This is a genomic window from Labedella endophytica (genome assembly GCF_003990045.1).
GTDB lineage: Bacteria > Actinomycetota > Actinomycetes > Actinomycetales > Microbacteriaceae > Labedella > Labedella endophytica.
Map to the genome: position 1 here is coordinate 167,997 of NZ_RZGZ01000005.1, position 26,494 is coordinate 194,490.

The window sequence follows — 26,494 nt, forward strand, 5'->3', positions numbered from 1 at the left end:
GAACGAAAGGACGCCCCATGCGTAAATACATCATGAACTCGGCCATCATCGGCGCGGTCTTCGGTGGGTACCAGACGCTGCAGGCGACACGGAAGGGTCCGCACGACTGGCGTCTCGTCTTCATCTGGATCTCGTGGATCGCCACGCTCGCCCTCGCGATCGGTTCGGTCGCCGACGAGGCCAACGACTCCCCCGCGGAGAAGAAGGCCAAGAAGCTCAGCGACGGCCGGAAGTAGCCCGTCCGGCGTGTCGACGCCCGAACGATCGTCCCCCGCGAGAAGATGACCGCAAGTCAGCTCTGAACGGGGGACGATCCATGTTCGGTCGCCGTCGCCGCGCGAAAGTCGTCACCGACCGCGCGGCCGCATCGAAGCCCACGCCGACCGGTTCGACACCGGAGCGCGCATCACTCACCCCCGACGACGTCTACGACCTCGTCAATCGGCGGGTGGCCGAGGCCCTCGGCCCCGACGGGCGTTACTCGCTCGTCCTGAGGAGCGCCGCGGACACGGACGCGATCTTCTCGCAGCTGGCGAGCCGGTCGCTCTCGCTCGCCATCACCCAGGCCATCGTCGGCGCCGGTGTCGTCCCAGCCGCCTCGCACCTGCCGGGAGCACACGAGCGCACCGTCCTGTCCCCCCAGGCCGAGCACACGGCCGTGGCCGTCTGGGCCGATCCGATGCGCCACGACCCCGACACGGTCGACCCGTCGATCGTCGCGCCCGACCGTGCGACCGGCATCCGCGCCGACACGATCCCGCTTCGAGCCGTCGCCGGGGCGTGAGCGCGACGACCGTGATCACGTCCACCACACCGTGAGCACGTCAATCCTCCTGCTCGCCGACACGCATCTGCCGAAGCGGGCGAAGACGCTCCCGCACCCAGTCCTCGCCGCGATCGACACCGCCGACGTCGTCGTTCACGCGGGTGACTGGGTGGATGCGGCGACGCTCGACCTCCTCGAGGCCCGATCGTCACGATTCATCGGCGTGTACGGCAATAACGACCACGGGGAATTGCGCGAACGGCTGCCGGAGGTGGCGAGCGCCGAGATCGAGGGCGTGCGTGTGGCGGTGATCCACGAGACGGGGGCTTCGATCGGACGGGAGAAGCGGATGGACGCGGCTTTCCCGCACACCGATCTGCTCGTCTTCGGGCACAGCCATATCCCGTGGGACACGACGACTCCGGCCGGGTTGCGGCTCCTCAACCCCGGCTCGCCCACGGACCGGCGTCGTCAGCCGTACGCCACGTTCATGCGCGTGACCCTCGACGCGGGTGCGGTCTCGTCCGTTGAGCTGGCACGCATCATGCGGACCTGACCACCCGTGCCCGTTCACGCGGCCGGCGGCGTCCTCGATCTACGCGTCGACGTAGGCGACGAATCGTGAGCCGACACCGTAGGTCGCCACGCGCTCGGTCCCGTCGGATCGAGCGGGCAGCTCGTCGGCGTCGTGGTCGTCGCACGCGAGGAACGTCCACTCCGGCCACCATTTCTTCGGTCGCTCCATCTCGGAGAAGCGACAGACGACGCAGCGGAGTTCGGCCCAGACGGGCTTGCCCGTCCGGTTGGCCCGCGATTGAACGAGCCAGGCCGGCGGCTCGGCCTCGAGGGCGGCGAGTTCCTCCGGCGAGACGAGCTTCGGGATCCCGTGCTTGCCGGCCATCTCGAGCGGGATGTCGAGTCGGATGGCGGCGTCGCGGCGGGAGATCACCGATCAAGCCTACCCGCGGCGGCCCCAGCGGCGGCTTCGCTACCCGGCGCACGCCTGGATACAAAAATCCCTCGGACGGTGTCGAATGCTCGACACCGTCCGAAGGACCATGGATGATGCCGTGAAATCAGGCCTGGACGTCTCCGCGCCAGCCGCCCTCTTCCACACCGCGGGACTCGATGAACTCCTTGAAGTTCTTCAGGTCCTTCTTCACGGCGTGATTGTCGGCACCGAGCGTCGAGCCAAGCTTCTCGAGGAGGCCAGTGGGCTCCCAGTCGATCTGCACGGTGACGCGGGTCTGTGCGTCCCCGAGCTTGTGGAACGTGACCACTCCCGCGTGATCGGTGTCGCCTCCCGTGCTGTTCCACGCGACGCGCTCGTCGGGGTGCTGCTCGGTGATGTTCGCCTCGAACTCGCGCTCGAAGCCTCCGACCTTCACCTTCCAGACGGTCAGGGTGTCGGTGACCTGCTGGATGGACTCGACCTCGTCGAGGAACTTCGGGAACTCCTCGAAGAGGGTCCACTGGTTGTAGGCGACGGAGACGGGAACGTCGACGTCGATGGTTTCGATGACCTGGGGCATGCTGAATCTCCTTAGGCGTTGTTTCTGCGTGCGTTCGCGACGTTACCGATCCGACCTGCGTGAGACCCGTTTCGGCCGGAGCCTCGCATCTTCGCGTCGAAGCCCCTATCATCAGCGCCTATGCGCCAGGACGTCCATTTCGTGACCCTCTCCACCCCCGACCTCGACGCCGCTCGTGGGTTCTACGTCGACGGCCTCCAATGGACGCCACTCATCGACGTTCCGGACGAGATCCTGTTCTTCCAGATCGCCCCTGGCCTCGTCCTCGGACTGTTCGACGCGGCGAAGTTCGCCGAGGACACCGGGGCGGACGTTCCGGTTCCCGCGAGCGGCGTCACGCTCGCCCACAACGTCGGCAGCGCGGACGAGGTCACAGAGATGGCCGATCGTGCGATCACGGCAGGCGGCTCCATCGTCGTGCCCCCTGAGCCGGGCGCCTTCGGAGGGATCTTCCACGCGATCGTGCGCGACCCGAACGGCGTGTTGTGGGAGATCGCCCACAACCCGGGATGGCACGTCACGGACGAGGGCACGGTCTCGTTCGACTGAGCCGTCGGAGGCTCGCCTTCGTTGTAAAGTGTGCTTTACTGTCAAGCACACTTTACAACAACGAAAGGGGTCCACCATGACCGGAGACGACCACCGCACGAAGTGGGGGCGCTCGAAGATCGGCAGCGGCCGGGTACCGGCAATGGCGATCGCCATCCCCTTCGGCGTCGTCATCGGCTTCCTCCTGAGCCTCGTCGCGGTCTGGGCCGGGATCGCCGGCCCCGATCCCATCGTCGGAGCCGCAGCGTTCGCGCTCTGCCTCGCGGTGCCCGCCACGATGTCCGTGTGGGTCCTCGTTCTGGACCGCTCGAGCCTGGAGGGCGCAGCCGAGCTGCCCGAGGAATCGATCGAGTCACGCTGGTACACGAAGGCGGCTGCGGGCGCTCAGACCGACGTCATCCTCCTTGCAGGTATCGCCGCGCTCGCCCTGACGCTCCTGCCGGGCGGCTCCGGAGCCGATCCCCGAATCGTCCTGCTTGGAGTGATCGGAGCCTCGTTCGTGAGCTTCTCGATCCGCTACCAGGTGCTTCGCCGGACGGCGTGACGTGCGGAACGTCGTCGCGGAACACCGGAAGGCGTTGGAATGGTCGCAGCAGAAGCTCGCCGACGAGCTCGGGGTGTCACGCCAGACGGTCATCTCCATCGAACGAGGGAAGTTCGACCCCTCGCTCCCCCTCGCGTTCGGGATCGCGACGGTCTTCGAGCGCCCTATCGAGGAGCTCTTCTTCCCTGAGCCTCCCGAGTGACGGCGGCTTCGACGCCTGTTTCCGACTCCCCCGGGCCAGTCCCTGGCGCATGTCACATCATGTCCCTCAGAGCGCTACCGCTTTTCGTCGACCGCTACTGAAACACGTGTGGCGCTGGGCTAGAGCTAGAGCACTCGGCGCAACACAGACAGCAAAATGCCCCACAGCTGGCGAGAGCTGCAGGGCTTTTCGTGCACCCCCTCGGACGTGAAACCGCATCCCACGATTCCGAGTGACTAAAGCAAAAAGCCCCACAGCTGGCGAGAGCTGCAAGGCTTTTCGTGCACCCCCTCGGACGTGAAACCGCATCCCACGATTCCGAGTGAACAACGCACACAAAACAGCAAAAAGCCCCAGAGCTGCAGGGCTTTTCGTGCACCCCCTCGGACTTGAACCGAGAACCCACTGATTAAGAGTCAGTTGCTCTGCCGATTGAGCTAGAGGTGCATGATTCGGATGACCCGAACCGAGGGTCAACACTAGCATCCGATGAGCGGTCGGCGCCAATCGAGACGCCCACGGCGGTCTGGAGGCGTTTGCGCCGTCGATCCGGAGGCGTACGACCCGTCGCCCGGGGCCGGTGACGCCCTATCGTGGAGGCGTGACCTCAGCCCCCGGAAACGATCCGCTCGATCGCCGCGTTCTCGCCGCCGATCTCGACCTCGCCCTCCGCCTCGCCGACATCGCGGACGCGATCTCCCTCGATCGGTTCCGGTCGGCGGACCTCTCGATCGAGTCGAAGCCGGACCGCACCCCGGTGACGGACGCGGATCTCGCCGTCGAGACGGCGATCCGTGACGTGCTCGCAGCCGAGCGGCCGGAGGACGGCATCCTCGGGGAGGAATTCGGCACGGGCGGGTCCACCGAACGTCAGTGGATCATCGACCCGATCGACGGCACGGCCAACTTCCTGCGCGGCGTACCCAACTGGGCGACGCTCATCGCGCTCGCCGTCGACGGGCGCCCGGTCGTGGGCGTCGCGAGCGCCCCGGCATTCCGGAAGCGCTGGTGGGCGTCGCGGGGCTTCGGCGCGTGGCTGCACGACGGCGACGACGAACCCCGCCGGCTGCGCGTGTCGGGGGTGGGGTCGCTCTCGGACGCCTCGCTCAGCTTCCAGAGCATTCAGCAGTGGGATCAGGCCGGCTACCTCGACCGCCTCGTCGACCTCACCCGCACCGTCTGGCGCGATCGGGCGTACGGGGACGCGTGGTCGTACGGGCTGCTCGCGGAGGGACTCGTCGACATCGTCGCCGAGTTCGACGTGAAGGAGTGGGACATCGCGCCATTCGCCGTCATCGTGGAGGAGGCTGGAGGCCGGTTCACCGCCGTCGACGGTTCCGATTCGATCGCGTCCCGCAGCGCCGTCGCGACGAACGGTCTGTTGCACGACGACGTCATCACGGCTCTTGGTCGCTGAGTCCCCGCGCGACATTCCCTGAGGTCACCCGGACGCGGCAAAGGGCCATCCGACGAGCGTAGGGTCGAGGGAGCGGACCGATCCACGACGAGGTTCGCGGGAAGAGGGACGTGATGACGACTGTCGCCGAGAACATGGTGTCGATCCTCGAGGCGAGCGGCGTCGAGCGCGTCTACGGCCTCCCGGGTGACTCCCTCAATGGCTTCACTGACGCGTTGCGCACGAACGGCTCGATCGACTGGGTGCACGTGCGGCACGAGGAGGCCGCCGCCCTCGCCGCGGCGGCGGAGGCCCACACCACCGGACGGCTCGCGGTCTGCGCGGGGAGTTGCGGCCCGGGCAACCTGCACCTCATCAATGGCCTCTACGACGCGAATCGATCGCGCGTTCCGGTCGTGGCGATCGCCGCCCACATCCCGAGCTCCGAGATCGGAACGACGTACTTCCAGGAGACGCACCCTCAGGAGTTGTTTCGCGAGTGCAGCGTCTACGTGGAATACGTCGCCGTCCCCGAACAGCTTCCGCGCGTCCTCGCGATCGCCATGCGTGCCGCCGTCGAGAAACGCGGCGTCGCCGTCGTCGTGGTCCCGGGTGACGTCCTCCTCGCCTCGGCCGCCGACACGAGCGTCCCCGTCGTCCGCGCGGCGGCCCCCGTCATCGTGCCGGCCGCCCACGAGCTCGAGGAGGCCGCCCGGCTCCTCGATCGGAGCCACAAGGTGACAATCCTCGCCGGAGCCGGCGTCGAGGGGGCTCACGACGAGCTCGTCGCCCTCGCGGACCGGCTCGGGGCGCCGATCGTTCACGCCCTGCGCGGCAAGGAGTTCATCGAATACGACAACCCCTTCGACGTCGGCATGACAGGACTGCTGGGCTTCGCGTCCGGCTACCGCGCAATGGAGACGTGCGACACGCTGCTGATGCTCGGCACCGATTTCCCCTACCCGCAGTTCTTTCCCGAGAAGGCCACGATCATCCAGGTCGACATCCGGGGCGAGAACCTGGGTCGGCGCACGACCATCGACCTCGGTCTCGTGGGAGCCGTCCGTCCGACGATCGACGCACTCCTCCCCCTCCTCGCGCACACCACGAAGCGCGGCCACCTCGACGACGCGATCGAGCACTACGGGAAGACGCGCGCCAAGCTCGACGACCTGGCCGAGGCCGGTTCGGACAATGCGCCCGTCCACCCGCAGTACCTCACCCGCCTCCTCGATCGCCACGCGTCCGACGACGCCGTCTTCATCCCCGACGTCGGATCCCCCGTCATCTGGGCCTCGCGCTACCTGACGATGAACGGACGCCGCCGGCTCATCGGCTCCTTCTCGCACGGCACGATGGCGAATGCCCTCCCCCACGCCATCGGCGTCCAGGCGGCGCACCCGGGCCGCCAGGTGATCGCTCTCTCTGGCGACGGCGGACTCGCCATGCTGATGGGCGAACTCATCACCCTCATCCAGAACCGGTTGCCCGTGAAGGTCGTCGTCTACGACAACTCGTCCCTCGCGTTCGTCGAGGTCGAGATGAAGGCGGCCGGCTTCGTCAACTTCGGCACCGACCTCACGAATCCGGACTTCGCCGCCGTCGCGAATGCGCTGGGCATCCGCGGATTCCGCGTGGAGAAGAGTTCGGAGCTCGAATCCGTCGTCGCCGAGTTCCTCGCGCACGACGGACCGGCCGTGCTCGACGTCGTGACGGCCCGCCAGGAGCTCTCGATGCCTCCGAGCATCACGGCCGAGCAGGTGAAGGGCTTCACCCTCTACGCGCTGCGCACCGTGATGTCCGGACGCGGCGACGAACTCATCGACCTCGCGAAGACGAACCTGCGCCAGGTCTTCTAGATACCGTGCACTCGCGAAACGAGGAAGGGCCGCCCCCTGGGGACGGCCCTTCCTCGTTGACACGACGGTGCGATGACGACCGATGGTGGAGATGGGGGGAATTGAACCCCCGTCCATCGCTGTAATTCCGAGCCTTCTACGGGCGTATCCTGTGCAGACGTTCTACTCGGCCCCGACCTTTGCCACAGGCATCTAGGTCGACGGGCCCAGTCCGGGAAAAGTCCCACACACCGTCCGAACGCCGGTGCGCAGCAAGTCCCCTAAATGACGCCAGGATCCGGAACGGGAACGCATCCGGTCTGACGGACTCTCAAACTCGCTTAAGCAGCGAGAGCGAAGTCAGTGCGCTTGGAATTGGCACTTGTGTTTTGCAGAGATCGTTTACGAGATAACCCTGCATCCTCGGCCCGCTTCTCTCGGTTTTGCAGGCGATGTCGAAACCGATCATCCCCCTGCTCGATCCGCGCGGAGTCTCCTCCGACGGAACGGGTCGTCATCACACTGTCGAGTTGTCACGACCGGCGAACCGGTCAACGTGCGCACGAGGCGCTGTCACAGTCTACAACGGCTGGGCGTCGGGGCTATTCCCGATCAGTCGCCGACCATGTTCTTCGTGCGCATGGCCCGATCGGCCTCACGCTTGTCCTGCTTCTCGCGCAGGGCCTGTCGCTTGTCGAACTCGCGCTTGCCCTTTGCCACGGCGATCTCGACCTTGGCGCGGCCGTCGCTGAAGTAGAGGCGCAGCGGCACGAGCGTGTAGCCGCCCGGGGCGATCTTGTGGCTGATCTTGAGGATCTCCTGCTTGTGGAGCAGCAGCTTGCGCTTGCGCCGCACCGGGTGGTTGTTCCACGTGCCCTGGCCGTACTCCGGGATGTGCACGGCGTCGAGCCACGCCTCGGCCCCGTCGATGAAGGCGTATCCGTCGACGAGCGATGCCCGTCCATGACGCAGCGACTTCACCTCGGTGCCCGTGAGCACGAGTCCCGCCTCGTAGGTGTCCTCGATGAGGTAGTCGTGCCGGGCACGACGGTTGGTGGCGACCACCTTCTCGCCCTGTTCTCTCGGCATCGTGCGCTCCTCGTCCGCTCGTCCTCCGGCGAGGACAGCCTCTCAGCTTACCCGGAAAGAGGCCGGCCCGGGCGCACGACGACCTCGACCTCGACCTCGACCCTGCCCTGCCCTGCGATCAGATGCGCAGGTATCTCTTGATGGCGAAGTTCGCGGACAGGGCAGCGAGGATCATTCCGAGGGCCAGGAGGATCGGTACCACGACGAGGGCGTCACCGACGTCGACGAAGCTGATGAAGAGGATCCTCGGCGCGAGGTACCCGCCCACGACGAAGTGCACGAGCGCGAGGATCGCGCCGCCCGCGAGAAGCGATCCGATGAGCGCTGCGAACACACCCTCGAGGACGAACGGCGTCTGGATGAAGCGGTTGGACGCCCCGACGAGCCGCATGATCCCGAGCTCCTTCCGCCGTGAGTAGGCGGAGAGACGGATGGTCGTGGCGATCAGGAGGACGGCGGCGATGAGCATGAGCCCGGCGATGCCGATCGCCGCGTAGCTCGCGATGTTGAGCACCGAGAAGATCTGATCCAGGTACTGGCGCTGATCCGTCACCGTCTCGACACCCGCGACACCCGAGAACGCCTCGCTGATGACCGCGGATTGCGACGGGTCGACGAGGTTCACCCAGTACGCCTGAGGAAGCTGGTCCGGGGTGACGAGGTCGGCGAGATCGTTGCCCTCGAACTGCTGCTGGAAGTTCTCGTACGCCTGCTCGCTGTCCTCGAAGTACGAGTTCTGGATGTACGGAGCGAGGGTGTCGGACTCGAGCTGCTCCCCGATCGCGGTGACCTGCTCCTCGGTCGCGGCTCCTGCGGCGCACGACTCGGCGACGGAGTCGTCCGTGCACAGGTACACGGCGACCTGCGCGCGATCGTACCAGTAGTTCTTCATCTGACCGACCTGCATCTGCATGAGCACCGCTGTGCCCACGAAGGTGAGGGAGATGAAGGTGACGAGCACGACGGAGATGACCATCGAGACGTTCCGCCGGAGCCCGTTGAAGGCCTCCGACCAGACGAGTGCGAATCTCACTGCGTGGGCCCCACGTTCTGTTCCTTGTCCTCGTCACGGGGTTTGCCCGCTCGCAGGCCGAGTCGTTCGGCGAGCGACAGATGCTCCTGGGTGTCCTCGGGAAGCGGTCCGGAGGCGAGCGGCAGACCGATGATCGGCTGGCTCTGCGTCAGCGGTTGCGCGGGTCGCTCGTCGACGGCGCGCTCCGGCTCCCCTGCCTGCGCAGCAGCGTCCGTCGCCGCACGCCTGTCCGTCTCGTTCGCCGGGTCGTCACCTGCGTCGTCGTCGGCCGCTCGGACGACCCACGGTGGCGTGCTGTCGGTGTCGGGGGCCTCTCCCGACCGCGAGGACGGCGCGGAGAGCGCTTCGGCCGGAGCAGTCGAGGTCTCGTCCGCCATCGCCGCGGGATCCTCGGCCGCGTCCGTCTCGACGGGAGCGACCACAGCGGATCTCCGGGGCGTGACGACGGATTGGGTGGTCGGAGCCTCCCGCGCGGCCTCCCGCGCCGCGCGCTTGGCCTTCTCGGCGTCGACGCCACGCTCCTTGCGCGGACCGAGCTCGGGGATGACCGCGGTGGTGCCGTATCCTCCGTGCGTCTCGTCGCGGACGATCGTCCCCTCGACGAGTTCGATCACACGGCGCTGCATCTTGTCGACGATGGCGGCCTCGTGCGTCGCCATCACGACGGTCGTCCCGTTGGCGTTGATCCGCTCGAGGAGCTGCATGATGCCGGCGCTCGTCGCGGGGTCGAGGTTACCCGTCGGCTCGTCGGCGAGGAGCACCTGGGGCTTGTTGACGATGGCGCGCGCGATCGCGACGCGCTGCTGCTCTCCACCGGACAGTTCGTGGGGCATGCGCTGCGCCTTGTTGTCGAGGCCGACCATCTTCAGCACATCGGGTACGGCCTCCTGGACGAATCCGCGCGACTTCCCGATCACCTGGAGCGTGAAGGCGACGTTCTCGAACACCGTCTTGTTCGGCAGGAGTCGGAAGTCCTGGAAGACCACCCCGAGGTTGCGTCGGAAGTACGGGATCTTCCGGTTCGAGATGGAGGAGACGTTGTGCCCGAGCACGTGCACAGTGCCCTCGGAGGGCTTCTCCTCCTTCAGCACGAGTCGGAGGCAGCTCGACTTGCCGGAGCCCGAGGCACCGACGAGGAAGATGAACTCTCCGCGCTTCACCTCGAAGTCGACGGCGTTGAGGGCGGGCTTCGTCGTGCCCGCGTATTTCTTGGTGACGTTGTCGAAGCGAATCATGGCGGTTCGAGCCTAAGCACACGCGCCGGGGATGGGCGCAGGACTCGCCGCAGCCGCGACCGCGCCCAGCTTCTATGAGCGAAGTCGCCGAACGAGTCCAGTCGCCCGGACCTAGTCCGCGTCGATGTCCTTCATGGAACGCCAGCGGATACCCGCTGCGCCCCGAACCGCCGAGCTCCGTCGACCCGGAGAAGACCTAGTCCGCGTCGATGTCCTTCATGGAACGCCAGCGGATACCCGCTGCAATGAATCCGTCGAGGTCTCCGTCGAAGACGTTCTGCGGGTTGCCCGACTCGAAGTTCGTCCGCAGATCCTTGACCATCTGGTACGGCGCGAGCACGTAGCTGCGCATCTGGTCTCCCCAACTCGCGGTGATCGTGCCCGCGAGCTCCTTCTTCGTCGCCGCCTCCTGCTCGCGCTGGACGATGAGGAGCCGCGACTGCAGCACGCGCATGGCGGCCGCGCGATTCTGGATCTGGCTCTTCTCGTTCTGCATCGACACGACGATGCCCGTCGGGATGTGCGTGAGGCGCACGGCGGAGTCGGTCGTGTTGACCGACTGTCCGCCGGGTCCCGAGGAGCGGAAGACGTCCACGCGGATGTCGTTCTCGGGGATGTCGACGATCACAGCCTCCTCCAGGAGCGGGATCACCTCGACGGCCGCGAAGCTCGTCTGACGCTTGCCGGCCGAGTTGAAGGGACTCATGCGCACGAGACGGTGCGTGCCGGCCTCCACGCTCAGCGTTCCGAAGGCGTAGGGCGCATCGATCTCGAAGGTCGCCGACTTGATGCCGGCCTCCTCCGCGTAGCTCGTGTCCATGACCTTGGCCGAGTAGTTGTGCTGCTCCGCCCACCGCAGGTACATGCGCAGGAGCATCTCGGCGAAGTCGGCGGCGTCGACGCCGCCCGCACCGGCACGGATCGTGACGACGGCGGGCTTCGGGTCGTACTCGCCGCTCAGGAGGGTCTGCACCTCGAGCTCGCCGATGCTCTTGCGCACCGATTCGAGCTCCGATCGAGCCTCGTTCGCGGTGTCCTCGTCCTCTTCGGCGTTCGCGAGTTCCACGAGCATCTCGATCTCGTCGAGGCGGCGCTCGATGCCCGTGATGCGGGCGAGCTCCGACTGGCGGTGGCTCAGTGCGCTCGTGACCTTCTGTGCGTTGTCGGTGTCGTCCCAGAGGTCGGGCGCACCGGCCTGCTCGCTGAGCGCCTCGATGTCGGACGTGATGCGGTCGACGTCGACCACCGTCTTGATGTCGGCGAAGGTCGCGCGCAGCGCGTGGATGTCGGGGCTCAGATCCAAAGGAAACATAACCGTGCAATCCTACCGTGGCGCACGGGAGGCCGCGGGGCGACGCGTATCGTTGACTCCCTGATGACGGCTCCCGGTCCCGCGTTCTCCTTCCGCTCCGTCGCCCTCTCGGCTCTCCTGCCGACGTTCGTCTTCTCGATCGGTCAGGGTGCGATCATCCCGATGATCCCGGTCATCGCGTCGAGCCTCGGGGCTGGGCTCGCCTTCGCGGGCTTCCTCGGCGGCCTCTTCATGATGGGAGAACTCCTCGGCGACGTCCCGGCCGGGTCGCTCGTGGCCCGATTCGGCGAACGCCGTGCGATGATCGGTGCCGCCGTGCTCTGCCTCGTCGGACTCGCCGTCTGCCTCCTGGTGCCGACGACTCTCGGCCTCGCTATCGGGCTCGTGTTGAGCGGCCTGTCGACGTCGGTCTTCGCGCTCGCCCGCCACGCTTTCATGACCACCTACGTGCCCCTTCCCTACCGCGCCCGTGCCCTCTCGACCCTCGGGGGGACGTTCCGGGGAGGGTGGGCGATCGGCCCGTTCATCGCCGCGGCCCTCATCCACGCGACGGGCGAGGCGAGCGTCGTCTTCTGGGTGCACGTCGTCGCCTGCGTCCTCGTGATCGGCATCCTGTTCGTCGTGCCCGATCCCACCGCCGTCGCCGCCGGCCGCGTCGGTCGTGGGGCGATCGAGCGGGCGGCGATCGAAAAGGCGCAGCGGGCTCCGGTCAACGTGTTCACGACGATCCGCGACAATCGGACGGTGCTCTCGCGAATGGGTGCGGCGGCGGCCATCATGTCGGCCGTGCGGTCGTCGCGGACCGTCATCCTCCCTCTTTGGGCCGTGTCGATCGGCATGGCCGACGCCCAGACGGCGGTGGTCATCGGCATCGCGGGCGCCGTCGACTTCGCCCTCTTCTACACGTCGGGACAGATCATGGACCGGTTCGGTCGGCTCTGGTCGGCGATCCCCGCCCTCACCGGCCTGGGCCTCAGCCACATCGTCCTGGCCTTCACGAGCACGGAGGGTCTCTTCATCGCGGTCGCCGTCACGATGGCCCTCGCCAACGGGATCGGCAGCGGCATCCTCATGACCGTGGGGGCCGATCTCTCGCCGCGAGACGACCCCGCCCGGTTCCTCGCGGCGTGGCGCTTCACGACACACGCGGGCGAGGCCGCCGCTCCCCTGCTCATCTCGGGGATCACGGTGGCCGCCTCCCTCGCCGTGGCGAGCCTGTCCCTCGGCGCGCTCGGCCTGGTCGGCTCGTTGCTCTTCGCGCGCTACCTGCCGCGCTACGTACCGAGAAGCCGTCCGGACCCGAGCTGATCTCGGGCCGAACGGCTTCTCGGACGTGCGGAGACCTCGGCTAACACTCTGTCGACGTCTCGTCGTGGTCTGGTGCGCCGACCTGCGGGTGCCGCCCCCGGAACCGGTCCATGAGACTGCGCACGGGCGATCGTCCGGCGACAGCGGTCGAGCGCGTCTCCGCCGGTTCGTCCACCTCGAGGCCGTAGTACTCGCCGATGCGGTCGACGAAGGCGGCGCGTCTCGCCCGCTCGTAGGCCCGATGCTCCCGGCCGAAGGCCTTGGCGGTCGACCAGGCCATCGCGAGCATCACGACGCTGAACGGGAGCGCGATGATGATCGCGGCCGTCTTGAGCGCCTCGAGCCCACCGCTCAGGAGCAGGGCGATCGCGAGGAGCGACGTGGTCACCGCGAAGAACACGCGCACCCAGCGCTTCGGTTCCACATCCCCGCCGGAGGCGATCATGCCCATCACGAGCGAACCGGAGTCGGCCGAGGTGATGAAGAACACGGCGATGAGGAGGATGACCCCGGCCGTGAGGACACCGCCAGCGGGCAGCTGAGCGAGCATCGCGAAGAGCGAACCCTCGAGGTCGACGCTGCCGTCGGCCCCGATGAGGCCCCCTCCCCCGAAGACCTCGATGTAGAGCGCGGTGCCGCCGAGCACGCTGAACCACAGGAAGGTGATGAGCGTCGGCACGAGGATGACGCCGACGATGAACTGGCGCACGGTGCGTCCCTTGGAGATGCGGGCGATGAAGATGCCGACGAACGGTGCCCACGAGATCCACCAGCCCCAGTAGAACGTGCTCCACGATCCCTGCCACGCCTCGCCCTCGGCGCCGGCGTACGCGCTCACCGAGAAGGAGAGACCGACGAAGGACTGGAGGTAAGTGCCGATCGACTGCACGAATTCGCGGAGCAGGAACTGCGTCGGTCCGACGATGAGGATGAACACCACGAGAAGCGCGGCGAGCACCAGGTTGATGTTCGAGAGCCACTTCATGCCCTTCGTCACTCCGGAGAGCACGGAGAACAGGACGCAACCGGTGATGGCGATGATGAGGATGACGCTGAGCAGGTCGGACGGCTCGACGAGGCCGGCGCTCGAGAGCCCCGCGCCGATCTGGAGCACACCGAGACCGAGGGAGGTGGCGACTCCGAACAGCGTGCCCACGAGGGCGACGACGTCGATCGCGTCGCCCCAGATTCCACGCACGCGTCGACCGAGGAGCGGCTCGAGAGTCCACCGGATCGACACGGGCCGGCCCCGGCGGTGGATCGCGTAGGCGAGGGCGAGGCCGATGACGACGTAGATCGACCAGGCGTGCACACCCCAGTGGAGGTAGGTCTGCGACATGGCCTGCTGGGCGAGCTGTGACGGGGTGCCCTCGACGCCGGGTTTCGGAGACGCGTAGTGGCTGAGCGGTTCACTCACGCCGTAGAACACGAGGCCGATGCCCATGCCCGCGGCGAAGAGCAGGGACAGCCAGGAGCCGACGGAGAACTCGGGTTCGTCGTCGTCCTTGCCGAGCTTGATGTCGCCGTATCGGCTGAAGCCGACCCACAGGCAGAAGGCCACGAAGAGGGCGGCGATGAGCACGTAGTACCAGCTGAAGGCGTTCACGATCGCACCCTGGACGGAGGCGAAGAGCGCCTCGGCCACGTCGGGCAGGATCATCGCGAACGCCACGAAGACGAGCACGATGACGGCGGCCGGCCAGAAGACGCGGCGGTGGACGGAGGGTTTGGAGGTGGTGCTCGGGCTCGTTGTCACCGACCAAGGGTAGGGGAGAGAGCGCCTGCGGGCCAATCGCTGGAGCCGCACGCCCCGGCATCGGGACGCTGATCGAGGCGCTCCGCCTGGCACCATGGGCGCACGAAGACCACCGACACCCCGCCCGTCTTTCCCGCGACGTCGGACCGATGTCGTGCACTGACGGGTAGATGTTCCCCTTGTTGCGAGTCGGACCACCTGCCATCGTTCTGGCATGACTCAGCGTCCGCCCGTCCACTCGCTCCTGCTCTCGACGACGCTCGTGTCCACGGCCGTCACCCTCGCACTGTCGGGCTGCACGAACGAACCGGTCACGACCCCGTCGCTGTCACCGACCGCGGAGACCTGCGCATCGGCCGGTACTGAACCCGAGGCTGGTGGTGACCCCGAGGCCGAGGCGCTGACAGCGGCCGCGCTGTGCGCGCTCGACGGCCGTTCGTGGTCGGAATCCGCCTTCACACTCGTCATGGACCCTCCGGAGTGGGAGTCGCGGTCGGAGGAGTGCGACGAGGCGCGACAGAACGCGTGGTGGACGGCGTGGCAGGACACCCAGCCCGCGATCGTCACATTCGACCTGGGCGGAGGCGAGGAGGGCGGACCGGACGGTATCGGCTCCGTCGGAGTCGCTGTCCTCGAGGCGGCCGACGCGCGATCCATCGTCGCCACGATCGACGACGAGGTCGAGGCGTGCATCGACGGGGGCGGCCAGTCCCGACTCACTTACGGCGAGTGGGACGGAGTGCACGGGCCGAGCGCTTCAGGTGACGGCGACTTCGCGACATGGACGTGGTGGACGGCGGTCGAGGACCGCTGGGCATTCGTTCAGTCGACGAACCTCAGGGGCACCACCGAGGCCGATCTCGGGGAGCTCGAGGCCGCACTCGAAACCGTCCTCGACGCTCAGCGGGAGCGGCTCGAGGCCGACTGAACGCGACATTCGTCGCCCCTTCGCCTCTGACACGATGGACCGGTGAGCAGCTCAGAACCGGACTCCCCCCGTGCCCTCCCTCCCGTCGACACGGCCGCGGGGATCCGCATGTGGCAGGACTACACCGCCGCGCACCCCGAGGCCGTCGCGGCCTCTCCCGAGTACACGATCGAGCACTTCGGTGACTCGGAGCGCCTGGCCGACGAGCTCCTCGCCCACGTCCTCACGGGACGCAAGCGCGCCACGGCAGAGCTCGTCGCCGACTTCCTCACCCGCGGCGACCAGGTCCCGCGCATCGGTTCGCACTGGATCGCGTGCGACGGCCGCGGCGTGCCCCGCATCGTCATCCGCACCACCGAGCTGCGCCTCGGCCCGTTTAGGAGCGCCGACGCCGCCTTCGCCCATGACGAGGGCGAGGACGACCTCACCCTCGAGAGTTGGCAGCGCGAACACCGGCGCTACTGGACGCGCGTCTCCGAGGCTCAGGGCCGCGAGTGGACCGAGCACCAGGAGATCGTCTTCGAACGCTTCAGTGTGGTCTGGCCGCCCGAGCACGCCGACTGACCGCCGACTGTCCGATCTCCCCTCCTCGTCACCGCAAGACCGACCGCGCGGACGACGTCGCGTCGAGCCGTAGGCCATCCGGCAGGAACAGGGTGAGCACGGGCGGCTTCCACGAGGAGGAGAGCGACACGACCGCGCTGCGTCCGTCGCGCGAGGCCGCCTCCTCGATGCGGAGATCCTCGAATCGCGTCGATCGGACGCGGTCGACGTGCTCGATGACCGCCGCCTCGACGGATGCAGACTCGAGCTCCACCGTGACGCCCGAGGCATCCTCGACGACCCGGACGTCCTCGAGGTCGAACGCCTCCGCGCCGACGAGCGCCGCGGAGTCCGCGAGGCTCAGGAGGCGCTTGCGCTCGATGTAGAGGGAGGTCGCCGCCGCGACCACGAGCGTCACGACCAGGGCGAAGGCGGCGAATCCGATCGTGAGGACGAGCGTCGACCCCGCATCGTCGGACCGCTGGGGCCGCATCACGGCTCCCCCACGTGGAACTCGGAGACGGCGTTCACGGCGCTGGCTTCGATCGGAACGGCGGTGCGTTCGTCGAGGCCGAGCACGGGCGGGGCGAGCGGCAGTGCGGCGTCGAGCCGCACGATGATCGTCACGAGGTCCCCGGGGTCGAGGCAGTCCGCCGGGCCTCCGTCGGCGCACGTGATGGTCACGTCGACGCGGGAGTCGTCGATGCCCTGATCGGCGAGTGCGAACTCCACGGCTGTGGACACCCGTTCCGTCCCGGTCCGGGCGTCGGGGGCCTCGACGAACAACCGGGCCGCTTGACGGGCTCCCCCTTCCGCGGCGAGCACCGCCGCCTGGATCTGGAAGAGCACGACGACGAGATAGACGATGGGCACGAGGAGCACGAGACCGGCGATGATGAACTCGAGCGACGCGCTCCCCTCGTCCGTCATCGCATCTTTCGTCGCGTCAGTCGTCGACGGTCTCGACCGCGGCGCGCCCGTCGGCATGCAGTCCCTCCCCCACCCCGAGCAGTCCGATCACGGGCAGCACACCGTCTACCGTGACGGTCATCGCGGCGTGGCCGCGGTAGTCGGTGTACTCCGCCTCGATGCTCGTCGCATAACCGTCACCGATAGCCGCGTCGATGAGGGCCCGCGTCCGCGACACGGCGTCGTCGGGACCTCGACCGGCGAGGGCCCCGAACCGCGCACCCTCCGAGGCCGCGTCGGACACGGTGGTCCGCACGTGGAGCGCGAGGGCCAACTGCACCACGGCGAGCGCAAGAGTGGTCAGGAGGATCGTCACGAGGAGGTTCTCGACGACGGCCGACCCCCGTTCGGTGGAGACAGCCGCCGGAAGCGCAGAGTGGCGGCGGAACCGTCGCCCGATCACAGACCGGAGACGCGTGACATGGCCTGCTCGAAGAGCCCGGCGAGGGCGGGTCCGGCGAGCCCCCAGATCAGGATGACGAGACCCGCCGTCATGAGCGTGACGAGCACCCAACCGGGCACGTCGCCTCGCTCATCGCGAGCGCGGCGGGACAGACAGCCGAGGACGGAGAGTGTGGTGGTCATGGAGGATTCCTTTCGGTGGGTTGAACAAGAGGCTCGGCGTGTGCGGCCGACAGACGTCAGAAGCCGGTGCGGAGCACGAGCAGCCCCGGCAGCACGGCGAAGGCGACCGAGAGCGGGAGGATCAGGAAGACGAGCGGAACGAGCATCGCCACCTCCTTCTTCCCGGCGGATTCCAACAGCCGCCGCTTTCCCTCGACGCGGGCGTCGGAGGCTTGCGCGCGGAGCGTCTCGGCGAGGGGGCTCCCCCGCTCGAGCGCTCCCGTGAGCTGCTCGACCGTGCGGGTGAGCGCAGGGACGCGGATCCGTTCGGACAGTTCGATCAGCGCGCGCGACAGCGGAGTGCCCGAGCCCACGTCCGAGACGACCCGCCGGAACTCGACGGAGAACTCTCCCGAGCTCACGGCGGCGACACGGCGCATCGAGTCGAGGATGCCTTCCCCGGCCGACAGGCTCAGGCTGAGGAAGCCGAGCACCGTCGGGAGCTCTTGCTCGAGGCGCGCCACCCGTGCCTTGGCGGCCCGGGAGAGCTCCCACTCGCACCCGAACGCTCCGGCGAGCGCCCCGATCAGAGGGAGGGCGCCGAGGACGACGGGAGGGAATGCACCGGCGAGGAGGGTGGCGACCGCTGGCAGTCCCCCGACAGCGAACCCCGCGAGCGCGCACAGCAACTCCCGACGGCGGAAGGAGGAGACATCGAGGGACGACCCTCGCTGCGCGAGACGCAGGGCGACGGTCTCGTTCGTGGAGAGGACCAGGGAGAAGGCACCGACGAAGCGTCCGACGATCGGGTTGAGCAGTCGCCAGATGACGAGGAGCGGGTCGCCGCTCGGTCGGTCGACGAGCACGCGTGCCTCCTCCGACACGTCGACGACGTACGGCGCGACCCGATCGGACAGGCGGGGAGCGCCGATACGCGGCGTGATACTGACGAGCGTCCACAACCCGAGGCCGAGAGCGGCGCCGAGGATCACCGCCCACGGTGCCGAGGCGATCACCGGAACCACCTCCGCTCGGACGGCAGTCGCCCGACGACGAGCATGAGCCGGTAGGCGAGGACCGAGACCACCGCTCCGACCAGGATGAGGGCCGTCCCCTCGGGCGCGGCGTACGCGGCCGCCGCCTCGGGCCGGGTCGACAGGAGTACGAGGATGAGCCACGGCGCGGCGACACCGAGTTTCGCGGCGTTACGGACCCACGACTGCCGGGCGTCGAGCTCTGCCCGGGTCGCCGCCTCGTCCCGCAGCGACGCCGAGAGTTGGCGCAGGATCGCGGTGAGATCGGAGCCCCCCACCTCGCGGGCCATGCGCAGAGTCTCGAGGACACGATCGGCGACGGGATCGTCGAGTGTCGCCTTGAGCCGGTCGAGGGCCCCTCCCCACGAAGCGGATGCCGCGTAGTCGCGAGCGAAGGCACGGAACTCGGGCCGCAGGTCCTCCGGTCCCTGACGTCCGAGGCTCCCGACCGCGTCGGGGACGGCGAGACCCGAACGGGCTGCCGCGACCAGGTGGTCGACCACATCGGGCCAGAGCGCCGAGCGCTCCCGGCGGCGACCCCCGGCACGCAGGCTGACGAGGATCCAGGGAAGGGCCGTCCCAGCCACCGCCGTGAGGAGCCCCACGAGAGGGACGGACGTGACGAGGAGGGCGACCCCGGCGAGAACGAGTCCCACGATGACGCTCACGAGGAGGAAGACCGGAACGGGCACGCGACCGAGGCCGGCGAGACCGAGTCGCGCACGGACGGGTGCCCACCGGTCGCGACGGTCCCGCTTCCGCTCACCGGCGGGCCATAGTCGCGGTGACACCAGGAGGAGGAGACCTCCTCCGAGGCCCGCCCCGAGCACCCACATCATCGGATCGTCCCCCCGCCCCTCACCGGGTGCCACCCCGTGGGCACGAGAGCGCCGTCCCGCGTCTCGAAGACACAACTCGCCTCGATCCCGCCGTCGATCCCGCTCCCCGTGGGGGCGAGGATCTCCTGCACGCGACGCCGCCCGTCCGGGTCGAGCACGCAGGGCACGACGAGGTCGATACTCGAGGCCACCGCCGGCCGAACGAAGGCGGAGTCGATGTTGCGGCCGGCGAGCAGTGGGAGCGTGCTGAGCTTCACGAGGGCGTCCCGCGCGGAGTTCGCGTGCACGGACGATGCCCCGGGGAGTCCTGAGTTCATGGCGATGAGGAGGTCGAGTGCCTCGGCCTCCCTGACCTCTCCGACCACCAGGCGATCCGGCCTCATCCGCAGGGCCTCCTTCACGAGGCGCCGCAACGTGATCTCGCCCGTGCCCTCGAGGCTCGGTTGCCGGCCCTGGAGACCGACGACGTCCTGCCCGGGGAGGTCGAGTTCGAACGTCTCCTCCACCGTCACGATGCGCTCGTCGGGTCGAGCGGCTCCGAGGAGTGCCGACAGCATCGTCGTCTTTCCCGACTGGGTGCCGCCGGAGACCACGACGCTGCTGCCCGAGCGCACTGCGGTGCGGAGGAAGTCGGCGGCCTGCGGGGTCAGCGACCCCGTCGTCACGAGGTGCGCGAGGGTGCGGATCCGCCGGGAGAACTTACGGATGTTGATGGCCGGGTGCCGCCGCGTCACGTCGGGGATCGCAACGTGCAGGCGGGAACCGTCGGGCAGGGACGCATCGACGAACGGCGAACTGTGATCGACACGACGCCCGGTGCTTCCGAGCAGACGCTCGATGAGGTCGCGGACACCGTCCTCCGTGAGCACGGTGTTCGTGAGCTCGCTCACGCCGTTCTTGGCGATGAAGACACGGGACGGCCCGTTGAGCCAGATCTCCTCGACGTCCGGGTCGTCGAGGTACGGCTGGATCGCACCGAAGCCCGTGAGCGCCGCGACCGCCTCCCGCGCTGTCTGGTCCTCGTCCGCCACCTGCGGCTGCCCGTGCCGCACGGCCCGCTCGGCGTGCGCGCGCAATTCGTCGCGCACCAACCGCTCCGCCGCAACGTGATCCCCGTGGAGATCCACGCCCTCCCGTCGCACCCGCGTGCGCACGCGCTCCGCGATGCTGTCCCCCGACTGCCCCATAACCAGCATGATCGCTCACATTCGGCGGCATCCGTTCGCCCTCTCCACAGGCCCCACCGCCCGCGCCCTAGAATCGACAGCGCACCACTTGCGGAAGTGGCGAAATCGGCAGACGCGCAGGATTTAGGTTCCTGTGCCTTCGGGCGTGGGGGTTCGATTCCCCCCTTCCGCACCATCGTCATCGCGCCCCGAACGGGGTCTCATCCTCGGGGTGGATATTCGCCGTGAGCCCTGAGCTCATCGGCGCCTCAGAGCTAGACTGCGTTTCAGGTAACGACATGCGCCGACTGGCTCGGAAGCAGCCGACGACTGGAGACACCCCGTGCATTCCGCCCTCATCCCCTGGCTCGACCCGGAGCACATCATTTTGCAGGCCGGTCCCTGGGCTCTGCTCGTGGTGTGCCTCATCGTGTTCGCCGAGACGGGCCTGCTCGTGGGTTTCCTGCTCCCCGGCGACACCCTGCTGATCATCACGGGGCTCTTCGCCTTCCACCCCGGTCTCGGCTTCCCGCCGTGGGTCGTAGCCCTCGCGATCGGTCTCGCCGCGTTCCTCGGAGGCGAGGTCGGGTATCTGATCGGCCACAAGGCGGGCCCGAAGATCTTCGAACGCAAGGAATCGGGCCTCTTCAGCATCGAGAACGTCGAGCGCACGAACGCGTTCTTCACTCGCTTCGGTGGCCTCGCCGTCATCGTGGCCCGCTTCGTCCCGATCGTGCGCACCTTCGCCCCCGTCGCGGCCGGCGTCGGTCACATGGACTACCGGAAGTACACGTTCTACAACCTCATCGGTGCCGTCGTCTGGGGCGCCGGGCTCACGTTCGCCGGCTACCTGCTCGGGTACATCCCGCCGGTCGCCGACTTCGTCCGCAACTACATCGACATCATCCTGCTCGCCGCCGTCGTCCTCACCCTCGCGCCGACGATCTACCACTACGTCCAGTCGAGCCGGAAGGCCAAGCGCAAGGCGGCCGCCGGCGAAGACGTCGAGACGGACCCGACCGAGGCCGAGGAGCTCGTGCTCGATGGCACGCTCTTCGACCAGGACAAGGACAACGACCGGCCCGGTCGCACGCGCGGCGCCTGACAGGCTGAATATCGTCTCGGACCGCGAGGTCCACCGGCATGGACCCGAACCACGCAAGGACCGCCGCGGTCGCACGCGCGGCGCCTGACAGGCCGAATATCGTCTCGGACCGCCAGGTCCACCGGCGTGGACCGGAACCGCGCAACGACCGCCCCTGTCGCACGCGCGGCGCCTGACGAGGAGCATCCTCGTCAGCGGTGGTGCCGCTCCTCGTGAGCCGCGTGAGCGGCGGGCTCGAGCTGGAACGTCGAGTGCTCGACGTCGAAATGCTCTGTGAGGCACTCGCCCAGGTCGTCGAGCAGCCGCCCCGTCGCACCGTTCGAGAACACCGTCGCATCGACCACGACGTGGGCGGAGAAGACGTGGGCGCCGGAGGTGATCGCCCAGACGTGCACGTCGTGCACGTCGACGACCCCGTCCGTCTCGCGGATGTGCCGGCGGATGACCTCCACGTCGGTCCCGAGCGGCACGGACTCGTTGAGCACGCGCCACACGTCGCGGATGAGGAGAGCAGCGCGGGGCAGGATCGCCACGGCGATGAGGAGCGACGCGATCGCGTCGGCCTGCACGAAACCGGTGAGAGCGATGACGACGGCGGCGACGATGACACCGAGCGAACCGAACGTGTCGCCGAGCACCTCGAGGTAGGCGCCGCGCATGTTGAGCGAGTCCTTCGCCGACCCCCGGAGGATCAGCAGCGACGCGACGTTCGCGATCAGACCCACGACGGCGACGATGAGCATGGGCACGGCGGCGATCTCGGTCGTCCCCGGGTCGAGGAGCCGGCGGACACCCTCGATCCCCACGCTCACGGCCACGACCGTGAGGATGAGTCCGTTCGCGAGCGCCGCGAGGATCTCGGTGCGCTGGTACCCGAAGGTGTGCCGGTCCGTGGCCGGCCGGGAGGCGATCCCGATCGCGACGACGGCGATCACGAGTCCCGTCAGATCGGAGAACAGATGGCCGGAGTCCGCGAGGAGCGCGAGCGAGCCGGTGAGTAGTCCCCCGACGAGCTGCGCGACGAGCACGACGGCGACGATGGGGATGACGATGAGCAGCCGCGTGCGACTCGCGGCCCGGTGGGAATGATCATGCGCCATGCGACCAGCCTAGACGCTCCGCGGGAGGGAGGAACGCCCGATCAGCTATAAGAAATGATCGTCGTTCCCATTATCGGCAGCCCGTGGTCGACCGCGCGAGACCCCGCTCAGTACGCGCGGGAGTCGAGGATCGCGCTGAGGGCGGGGATCGCGTCGGCGAACGCCCGCGCCCGGTGCGAGACGGCGTTCTTCTCGTCCGCCGAGAGCTCGGCCGCCGTGCGGGTCTCGCCCTCCGGCAGGAAGACGGGGTCGTAGCCGAAGCCCCCCTCGCCGCCCGGCTCGGTCGCGAGCGCTCCGGGCCAGACGCCGACGGCCACCGCCTCGTGCTCCGGCGCGCCATCGGGGCCCGGGACGACGATCGCGATGTGGCACTCGAAGCGGGCCGCGCGCGCGGACACCGCGATATCCTGCACCTGGGCGAGGAGGAGATCGCGGTTCGCGACGTCTCCCCTGCCCGGTCCGGCCCACCGCGCCGAGAAGATCCCGGGGGCTCCGCCGAGCACGTCCACACAGATGCCGCTGTCGTCGGCGAGGGACACCCGACCGGTCACCTGGGCGGCGGTCCGGGCTTTGATGAGTGCGTTCTCCGTGAAGCTCAGGCCGTCCTCGACGGGCTCGGGGCCGTCGTAGGCGATCACCGTCACCCCGGGCAGGGTCGCTTCGATGATGCGCTGGAATTCGGCGACCTTGTGCGCGTTGTGCGTCGCGAGGACGATCTCCGTCACGCGGACGCCTGCGCCTGCAGGATCGAGCGCTGGATGGCCGCGAGCTCGGAGGTCCCCGCGAGGGCCAGGTCCAGGAGCGAGTCGAGCTCGGCGCGATCGAACGGGGCGGCCTCGGCGGTTCCCTGCACCTCGACGAACTGGCCGCGGCCCGTGACGACGACGTTCATGTCGGTCTCCGCGCGCACGTCCTCGACGTACGGCAGGTCGAGCATGGGAACCCGGTCGATGATGCCGACGGACACGGCGGCCACACTGTCGGTGAGGGGCACGGCGTTCTTCCCGATGAACTTCTGCTCGCGGGCCCAGGTGATGGCGTCGGCGAGGGCGACGTAGGCCCCCGTGATCGCGGCCGTGCGGGTGCCGCCGTCGGCTTGGAGCACGTCGCAGTCGATCACGACGGTGTTCTCGCCGAGCGCCTTCGTGTCGATGACGGCCCGCAGGCTCCGGCCGATGAGGCGGGAGATCTCGTGCGTCCGCCCCCCGACGCGTCCCTTGACGGACTCGCGGTCCATCCGGCTGTTCGTGGAGCGCGGCAGCATCGCGTACTCCGCGGTCACCCAGCCCTTGCCTTTGCCCTGCAGCCACCGCGGCACGCCGTTCGTGAAGGAGGCGGTGCAGAGCACCTTCGTGCGCCCGAACGAGATGAGGGCGGACCCCTCGGCCTGCTCGCTCCAGCCTCGCTCGATCGTCACGGGGCGGAGCTGATCGGGCGTGCGCCCGTCGGCGCGGATGATGTCGGTCACGGAGTGCTCCTCGATGCTGATGGAAGGGTGGAGAGGTCGATCGCGCCCGTCTGGACGAGGTCGACGCGGTCGATCTCACGCCCGAGCAGGCGGTTCGCGAGATCGCGGAAATCGTCGGCGCTGTTTCCGGTCGCCTCGTAGCGTCGCGTCGGAGGCTCGAGCGATTCGCGCTCAAGCCGGCGGGAGACGAGCTCGCGGTAGACGTTGTTGGCGGTCTCCGAGTCGCTCGACACGAGGGTGACGTCGGGGCCCATGACGTAGGAGATGGCGCCCTTCAGGAACGGGTAATGGGTGCAGCCGAGCACGAGGGTGTCGACGCCCGCGTGCCGGAGGGGTGCGAGGTACTCCTCCGCGACGTCCAGGACCTCGGACCCGGTCGTCACACCGTTCTCCACGAACTCGACGAACCGCGGGCACGCCTGCGTGAACAGCTCGAGGTGGGGAGCCGCCGCGAACGCGTCCTCGTAGGCCCGCGAGTTGATCGTGCCGACGGTGCCGATGACCCCCACGCGCCGGTTCCGGGTCGCCGCGACGGCCGTCCGCACGGCGGGCTGGATGACCTCCACGACCGGCACGTCGTAGCGCTCCCGCGCATCGCGCAGCATCGCGGCGGAGGCGGTGTTGCAGGCGATCACGAGCATCTTCACGCCCTGGGCGACCAGATCGTCGAGCACCTCGAGCGCATAGCGACGCACGTCGGCGATCGGCTTCGGCCCGTAGGGCGAGCGGGCGGTGTCTCCGATGTAGAGGATCGATTCGCGCGGCAGCTGATCGTGGATCGCGCGCGCGACGGTGAGCCCACCGACCCCAGAGTCGAAGATCCCGATCGGTGCATCCGTCACGATCGACAAGCCTAGCCGCGTCCCGGGGTCCTCGCGTCGTAGGCTGACGGGGTGAGCGACTCCACAGCCCTGCACACCGACCGGTACGAACTGACGATGGTCGACGCGGCCATCGCGAACGGAACGGCCTACCGGGACGCGGTCTTCGAGACCTTCGCCCGCCGACTCCCGGGCGCCCGCCGCTACGGCGTCGTCGCCGGCACGGGCCGACTCGTCGAGGCGATCATGCGCTTCCGCTTCCACGATGAGGAGCTCACCTGGCTCGCCGAGGCCGGAGTCGTCCGGCCCGCGACCATCGACTGGCTCGCCGACTACCGGTTCTCGGGGTCCGTGTGGGGGTATCGGGAGGGAGAGGTCTACTTCCCCGGGTCCCCCGTGCTCGTCGTCGAATCGAGCTTCGCTGAGGGTGTCGTGCTCGAGACCCTCGCGCTCAGCGTGCTCAACTACGACTCGGCCGTCGCGAACGCCGCCACCCGCATGGTCACGGCGGCCGGCGGCCGGCCCCTCGCCGAGATGGGCTCCCGCCGCGCCCACGAGGGAGCCGCGGTCGCTGCCGCCCGGGCCGCGTTCATCGCGGGCTTCGGCGCCACGAGCAATCTCGAGGCCGGACGGACATGGGGCATTCCCACGATGGGAACGGCCGCGCACGCGTTCACGCTCCTGCACGACTCCGAGGAGGACGCTTTCCGCGCCCAGGTCGACGCCCTCGGTGCCGGCACGACCCTTCTCGTCGACACCTACGACATCCCCACCGCCATCGACACCGCGGTGCGCGTGGCGGGACCGGGACTCGGGGCCGTCCGCCTCGACTCGGGAGACCTCCCGACGCTCGTGGTCGAGGTGCGGGAGCAGCTCGACCGGCTCGGTGCCCACGACACCCGGATCACCGTGACGAACGATCTCGACGAGTACTCCATCGCGGGATTGTCCGGCTCCCCCGTCGACTCGTACGGCGTCGGAACCTCCCTCGTGACAGGGTCGGGCTCACCCGCGGCCGGAATGGTCTACAAGCTCGTCGCTCATCGGAACGACGACGGCGAGTGGGTCTCGGTCGCGAAGGCCTCCGTCGACAAGGTCTCCCTCGGCGGCCGCAAGCGCGCCTACCGTCGCTTCGGACCGAACGGGCTCGCCGTCTCCGAGATCGTCCGCACGTCGCCGGCCGGATCGGTCCAAGCGGACGAGCGCGAACTCCTGACCCCGCTCCTCGACGGCGGCGAACCCGTCGAGGGCGTCATGGGTGCCGCCGGGGTCACGGCCGCCCGTTCGCATCGCGAGAAGGCGGTCGCGGAACTGCCGGCGGAGGCGTTCCGGCTCACGCGCGGCGAACCGGCGCTGCCCACCATCTACGAATGAACCGCCGGCGGATGATCCGCCGG

At 68.6% G+C, this 26,494-nt stretch carries 31 protein-coding genes, 2 tRNA genes and 1 other RNA gene; 14 read left to right on the forward strand and 20 right to left on the reverse strand.

What is annotated here, in order from left to right:
- Positions 1-17: 17 nt before the first annotated feature.
- The 3 genes from ELQ94_RS15905 to ELQ94_RS15915 all read left to right on the forward strand — a co-directional run bounded on the left by ELQ94_RS15905 (position 18) and on the right by ELQ94_RS15915 (position 1,322).
- Entirely contained in the window at positions 18-236 is a 219-nt protein-coding gene (locus ELQ94_RS15905) for a hypothetical protein (RefSeq protein ID WP_127051346.1), read from the forward strand.
- Between the two features lie 80 nt (positions 237-316).
- The gene (locus ELQ94_RS15910; protein ID WP_127051347.1) at positions 317-784 is read left to right on the forward strand and encodes a hypothetical protein; all 468 of its coding nucleotides are present in this window, start codon (positions 317-319) and stop codon (positions 782-784) included.
- A 31-nt stretch (positions 785-815) separates the two neighbouring features.
- Positions 816-1,322 (forward strand): metallophosphoesterase family protein, encoded by a 507-nt coding sequence (locus tag ELQ94_RS15915; RefSeq protein ID WP_127051348.1) that lies wholly within the window; start codon positions 816-818, stop codon positions 1,320-1,322.
- Positions 1,323-1,361: 39 nt separating this feature from the next.
- On the opposite strand, the gene ELQ94_RS15920 is transcribed toward ELQ94_RS15915, so the two are convergent.
- Positions 1,362-1,715 (reverse strand): hypothetical protein, encoded by a 354-nt coding sequence (locus tag ELQ94_RS15920; RefSeq protein ID WP_127051349.1) that lies wholly within the window; start codon positions 1,713-1,715, stop codon positions 1,362-1,364.
- A gap of 127 nt (positions 1,716-1,842) precedes the next feature.
- Complete coding sequence (locus ELQ94_RS15925; RefSeq protein ID WP_127051350.1) at positions 1,843-2,298, reverse strand: SRPBCC family protein; 456 nt, start codon at positions 2,296-2,298, stop codon at positions 1,843-1,845.
- A 120-nt stretch (positions 2,299-2,418) separates the two neighbouring features.
- On the opposite strand from ELQ94_RS15925, the gene ELQ94_RS15930 reads away from it, so the two are divergent.
- From ELQ94_RS15930 to ELQ94_RS15940, 3 genes are all read left to right on the forward strand, one after another.
- Positions 2,419-2,847 (forward strand): VOC family protein, encoded by a 429-nt coding sequence (locus ELQ94_RS15930; protein WP_127051351.1) that lies wholly within the window; start codon positions 2,419-2,421, stop codon positions 2,845-2,847.
- Positions 2,848-2,923: 76 nt separating this feature from the next.
- Complete coding sequence (locus ELQ94_RS15935; RefSeq protein ID WP_127051352.1) at positions 2,924-3,391, forward strand: hypothetical protein; 468 nt, start codon at positions 2,924-2,926, stop codon at positions 3,389-3,391.
- Between the two features lies 1 nt (position 3,392).
- Positions 3,393-3,593: a helix-turn-helix transcriptional regulator gene (locus tag ELQ94_RS15940; protein ID WP_127051353.1), complete on the forward strand. Its 201-nt coding sequence runs from the start codon at positions 3,393-3,395 to the stop codon at positions 3,591-3,593.
- A gap of 374 nt (positions 3,594-3,967) precedes the next feature.
- Here the strand turns inward: ELQ94_RS15940 and ELQ94_RS15945 are convergent.
- Positions 3,968-4,040, reverse strand: a tRNA-Lys gene (locus ELQ94_RS15945).
- 154 nt (positions 4,041-4,194) lie between these two features.
- Between ELQ94_RS15945 and ELQ94_RS15950 the strand changes: the two genes are divergently transcribed.
- Positions 4,195-5,010 carry an inositol monophosphatase family protein gene (locus ELQ94_RS15950; protein WP_127051354.1) on the forward strand — a complete coding sequence of 272 codons (816 nt, stop codon included), beginning with the start codon at positions 4,195-4,197 and terminating at the stop codon, positions 5,008-5,010.
- A gap of 113 nt (positions 5,011-5,123) precedes the next feature.
- The gene (gene poxB / locus ELQ94_RS15955) at positions 5,124-6,848 is read left to right on the forward strand and encodes a ubiquinone-dependent pyruvate dehydrogenase (RefSeq protein ID WP_127051355.1); all 1,725 of its coding nucleotides are present in this window, start codon (positions 5,124-5,126) and stop codon (positions 6,846-6,848) included.
- A gap of 83 nt (positions 6,849-6,931) precedes the next feature.
- Here the strand turns inward: poxB and ssrA are convergent.
- From ssrA to prfB, 5 genes are all read right to left on the reverse strand, one after another.
- Positions 6,932-7,300: a transfer-messenger RNA gene (ssrA, locus tag ELQ94_RS15960) on the reverse strand.
- A gap of 139 nt (positions 7,301-7,439) precedes the next feature.
- Complete coding sequence (gene smpB / locus ELQ94_RS15965; protein WP_127051356.1) at positions 7,440-7,916, reverse strand: SsrA-binding protein SmpB; 477 nt, start codon at positions 7,914-7,916, stop codon at positions 7,440-7,442.
- A gap of 118 nt (positions 7,917-8,034) precedes the next feature.
- On the reverse strand, positions 8,035-8,949 hold the full coding sequence (ftsX, locus tag ELQ94_RS15970) for a permease-like cell division protein FtsX (RefSeq protein ID WP_127051357.1): 915 nt from the start codon (positions 8,947-8,949) through the stop codon (positions 8,035-8,037).
- Positions 8,946-10,184 carry a cell division ATP-binding protein FtsE gene (gene ftsE, locus ELQ94_RS15975; protein WP_127051358.1) on the reverse strand — a complete coding sequence of 413 codons (1,239 nt, stop codon included), beginning with the start codon at positions 10,182-10,184 and terminating at the stop codon, positions 8,946-8,948. The genes ftsX and ftsE overlap by 4 nt, the downstream gene beginning before the upstream one ends.
- A 196-nt stretch (positions 10,185-10,380) precedes the next feature.
- Positions 10,381-11,496 (reverse strand): peptide chain release factor 2, encoded by a 1,116-nt coding sequence (prfB, locus tag ELQ94_RS15980; RefSeq protein ID WP_127051359.1) that lies wholly within the window; start codon positions 11,494-11,496, stop codon positions 10,381-10,383.
- A 63-nt stretch (positions 11,497-11,559) separates the two neighbouring features.
- Here prfB and ELQ94_RS15985 point away from each other — a divergent pair, with 63 nt between their 5' ends.
- Positions 11,560-12,804: an MFS transporter gene (locus ELQ94_RS15985; protein WP_127051360.1), complete on the forward strand. Its 1,245-nt coding sequence runs from the start codon at positions 11,560-11,562 to the stop codon at positions 12,802-12,804.
- A 40-nt stretch (positions 12,805-12,844) separates the two neighbouring features.
- Here ELQ94_RS15985 and ELQ94_RS15990 read toward each other — a convergent pair whose 3' ends face one another.
- The gene (locus tag ELQ94_RS15990) at positions 12,845-14,464 is read right to left on the reverse strand and encodes a BCCT family transporter (RefSeq protein WP_243697076.1); all 1,620 of its coding nucleotides are present in this window, start codon (positions 14,462-14,464) and stop codon (positions 12,845-12,847) included.
- Between the two features lie 310 nt (positions 14,465-14,774).
- Between ELQ94_RS15990 and ELQ94_RS15995 the strand changes: the two genes are divergently transcribed.
- A complete protein-coding gene (locus tag ELQ94_RS15995; RefSeq protein WP_127051362.1) occupies positions 14,775-15,488 on the forward strand; it encodes a hypothetical protein in 714 nt (237 codons plus the stop codon).
- Positions 15,489-15,596: 108 nt separating this feature from the next.
- Complete coding sequence (locus tag ELQ94_RS16000) at positions 15,597-16,052, forward strand: ASCH domain-containing protein (RefSeq protein WP_127051398.1); 456 nt, start codon at positions 15,597-15,599, stop codon at positions 16,050-16,052.
- A 28-nt stretch (positions 16,053-16,080) separates the two neighbouring features.
- Here the strand turns inward: ELQ94_RS16000 and ELQ94_RS16005 are convergent, their stop codons facing one another.
- From ELQ94_RS16005 to ELQ94_RS16035, 7 genes are read right to left on the reverse strand one after another with little or no spacing between them, the layout of a single operon-like run.
- Positions 16,081-16,524 carry a pilus assembly protein TadG-related protein gene (locus tag ELQ94_RS16005; protein WP_127051399.1) on the reverse strand — a complete coding sequence of 148 codons (444 nt, stop codon included), beginning with the start codon at positions 16,522-16,524 and terminating at the stop codon, positions 16,081-16,083.
- On the reverse strand, positions 16,524-16,961 hold the full coding sequence (locus ELQ94_RS16010; RefSeq protein WP_127051363.1) for a hypothetical protein: 438 nt from the start codon (positions 16,959-16,961) through the stop codon (positions 16,524-16,526). Before ELQ94_RS16010 ends, ELQ94_RS16005 begins: the two co-directional genes overlap by 1 nt.
- A 16-nt stretch (positions 16,962-16,977) precedes the next feature.
- Positions 16,978-17,403: a TadE/TadG family type IV pilus assembly protein gene (locus tag ELQ94_RS16015; protein WP_279432500.1), complete on the reverse strand. Its 426-nt coding sequence runs from the start codon at positions 17,401-17,403 to the stop codon at positions 16,978-16,980.
- Positions 17,400-17,585, reverse strand: coding sequence for a hypothetical protein (locus ELQ94_RS16020; RefSeq protein WP_127051364.1), 186 nt, complete (start codon positions 17,583-17,585; stop codon positions 17,400-17,402). Before ELQ94_RS16020 ends, ELQ94_RS16015 begins: the two co-directional genes overlap by 4 nt.
- Before the next feature lie 56 nt (positions 17,586-17,641).
- The gene (locus tag ELQ94_RS16025) at positions 17,642-18,580 is read right to left on the reverse strand and encodes a type II secretion system F family protein (RefSeq protein WP_127051365.1); all 939 of its coding nucleotides are present in this window, start codon (positions 18,578-18,580) and stop codon (positions 17,642-17,644) included.
- A complete protein-coding gene (locus ELQ94_RS16030; RefSeq protein WP_127051366.1) occupies positions 18,577-19,437 on the reverse strand; it encodes a type II secretion system F family protein in 861 nt (286 codons plus the stop codon). Before ELQ94_RS16030 ends, ELQ94_RS16025 begins: the two co-directional genes overlap by 4 nt.
- Entirely contained in the window at positions 19,434-20,633 is a 1,200-nt protein-coding gene (locus tag ELQ94_RS16035; RefSeq protein ID WP_127051367.1) for a TadA family conjugal transfer-associated ATPase, read from the reverse strand. Before ELQ94_RS16035 ends, ELQ94_RS16030 begins: the two co-directional genes overlap by 4 nt.
- A gap of 81 nt (positions 20,634-20,714) precedes the next feature.
- Here ELQ94_RS16035 and ELQ94_RS16040 point away from each other — a divergent pair.
- Positions 20,715-20,799 (forward strand) — tRNA-Leu (locus tag ELQ94_RS16040).
- 147 nt (positions 20,800-20,946) lie between these two features.
- The gene (locus ELQ94_RS16045) at positions 20,947-21,708 is read left to right on the forward strand and encodes a DedA family protein (protein ID WP_127051368.1); all 762 of its coding nucleotides are present in this window, start codon (positions 20,947-20,949) and stop codon (positions 21,706-21,708) included.
- 191 nt (positions 21,709-21,899) lie between these two features.
- On the opposite strand, the gene ELQ94_RS16050 is transcribed toward ELQ94_RS16045, so the two are convergent.
- From ELQ94_RS16050 to murI, 4 genes are all read right to left on the reverse strand, one after another.
- On the reverse strand, positions 21,900-22,808 hold the full coding sequence (locus tag ELQ94_RS16050; protein ID WP_127051369.1) for a cation diffusion facilitator family transporter: 909 nt from the start codon (positions 22,806-22,808) through the stop codon (positions 21,900-21,902).
- A 107-nt stretch (positions 22,809-22,915) separates the two neighbouring features.
- On the reverse strand, positions 22,916-23,533 hold the full coding sequence (gene rdgB / locus ELQ94_RS16055) for an RdgB/HAM1 family non-canonical purine NTP pyrophosphatase (protein WP_127051370.1): 618 nt from the start codon (positions 23,531-23,533) through the stop codon (positions 22,916-22,918).
- A complete protein-coding gene (gene rph, locus ELQ94_RS16060; protein WP_424977503.1) occupies positions 23,530-24,276 on the reverse strand; it encodes a ribonuclease PH in 747 nt (248 codons plus the stop codon). Before rph ends, rdgB begins: the two co-directional genes overlap by 4 nt.
- Positions 24,273-25,118: a glutamate racemase gene (murI, locus tag ELQ94_RS16065; RefSeq protein ID WP_127051372.1), complete on the reverse strand. Its 846-nt coding sequence runs from the start codon at positions 25,116-25,118 to the stop codon at positions 24,273-24,275. Before murI ends, rph begins: the two co-directional genes overlap by 4 nt.
- Before the next feature lie 51 nt (positions 25,119-25,169).
- Here murI and ELQ94_RS16070 point away from each other — a divergent pair, with 51 nt between their 5' ends.
- On the forward strand, positions 25,170-26,471 hold the full coding sequence (locus ELQ94_RS16070; protein ID WP_127051373.1) for a nicotinate phosphoribosyltransferase: 1,302 nt from the start codon (positions 25,170-25,172) through the stop codon (positions 26,469-26,471).
- Positions 26,472-26,494: the final 23 nt, after the last annotated feature.

What these genes read in the sequence shown, in the direction of transcription:
- ELQ94_RS15905 (WP_127051346.1), top strand. Translation starts at nt 18, where the DNA reads ATGCGTAAATACATCATGAACTCGGCCATCATCGGCGCGGTCTTCGGT.
- ELQ94_RS15910 (WP_127051347.1), top strand. Translation starts at nt 317, where the DNA reads ATGTTCGGTCGCCGTCGCCGCGCGAAAGTCGTCACCGACCGCGCGGCC.
- ELQ94_RS15925 (WP_127051350.1), bottom strand. Translation starts at nt 2,298, where the DNA reads ATGCCCCAGGTCATCGAAACCATCGACGTCGACGTTCCCGTCTCCGTC.
- ELQ94_RS15930 (WP_127051351.1), top strand. Translation starts at nt 2,419, where the DNA reads ATGCGCCAGGACGTCCATTTCGTGACCCTCTCCACCCCCGACCTCGAC.
- ELQ94_RS15935 (WP_127051352.1), top strand. Translation starts at nt 2,924, where the DNA reads ATGACCGGAGACGACCACCGCACGAAGTGGGGGCGCTCGAAGATCGGC.
- poxB (WP_127051355.1), top strand. Translation starts at nt 5,124, where the DNA reads ATGACGACTGTCGCCGAGAACATGGTGTCGATCCTCGAGGCGAGCGGC.
- smpB (WP_127051356.1), bottom strand. Translation starts at nt 7,916, where the DNA reads ATGCCGAGAGAACAGGGCGAGAAGGTGGTCGCCACCAACCGTCGTGCC.
- ftsE (WP_127051358.1), bottom strand. Translation starts at nt 10,184, where the DNA reads ATGATTCGCTTCGACAACGTCACCAAGAAATACGCGGGCACGACGAAG.
- prfB (WP_127051359.1), bottom strand. Translation starts at nt 11,496, where the DNA reads ATGTTTCCTTTGGATCTGAGCCCCGACATCCACGCGCTGCGCGCGACC.
- ELQ94_RS15985 (WP_127051360.1), top strand. Translation starts at nt 11,560, where the DNA reads ATGACGGCTCCCGGTCCCGCGTTCTCCTTCCGCTCCGTCGCCCTCTCG.
- ELQ94_RS15990 (WP_243697076.1), bottom strand. Translation starts at nt 14,464, where the DNA reads ATGATCCTGCCCGACGTGGCCGAGGCGCTCTTCGCCTCCGTCCAGGGT.
- ELQ94_RS15995 (WP_127051362.1), top strand. Translation starts at nt 14,775, where the DNA reads ATGACTCAGCGTCCGCCCGTCCACTCGCTCCTGCTCTCGACGACGCTC.
- ELQ94_RS16000 (WP_127051398.1), top strand. Translation starts at nt 15,597, where the DNA reads ATGTGGCAGGACTACACCGCCGCGCACCCCGAGGCCGTCGCGGCCTCT.
- ELQ94_RS16005 (WP_127051399.1), bottom strand. Translation starts at nt 16,524, where the DNA reads ATGCGGCCCCAGCGGTCCGACGATGCGGGGTCGACGCTCGTCCTCACG.
- ELQ94_RS16010 (WP_127051363.1), bottom strand. Translation starts at nt 16,961, where the DNA reads ATGACGGACGAGGGGAGCGCGTCGCTCGAGTTCATCATCGCCGGTCTC.
- ELQ94_RS16020 (WP_127051364.1), bottom strand. Translation starts at nt 17,585, where the DNA reads ATGACCACCACACTCTCCGTCCTCGGCTGTCTGTCCCGCCGCGCTCGC.
- ELQ94_RS16030 (WP_127051366.1), bottom strand. Translation starts at nt 19,437, where the DNA reads ATGATGTGGGTGCTCGGGGCGGGCCTCGGAGGAGGTCTCCTCCTCCTG.
- ELQ94_RS16035 (WP_127051367.1), bottom strand. Translation starts at nt 20,633, where the DNA reads ATGCTGGTTATGGGGCAGTCGGGGGACAGCATCGCGGAGCGCGTGCGC.
- ELQ94_RS16050 (WP_127051369.1), bottom strand. Translation starts at nt 22,808, where the DNA reads ATGGCGCATGATCATTCCCACCGGGCCGCGAGTCGCACGCGGCTGCTC.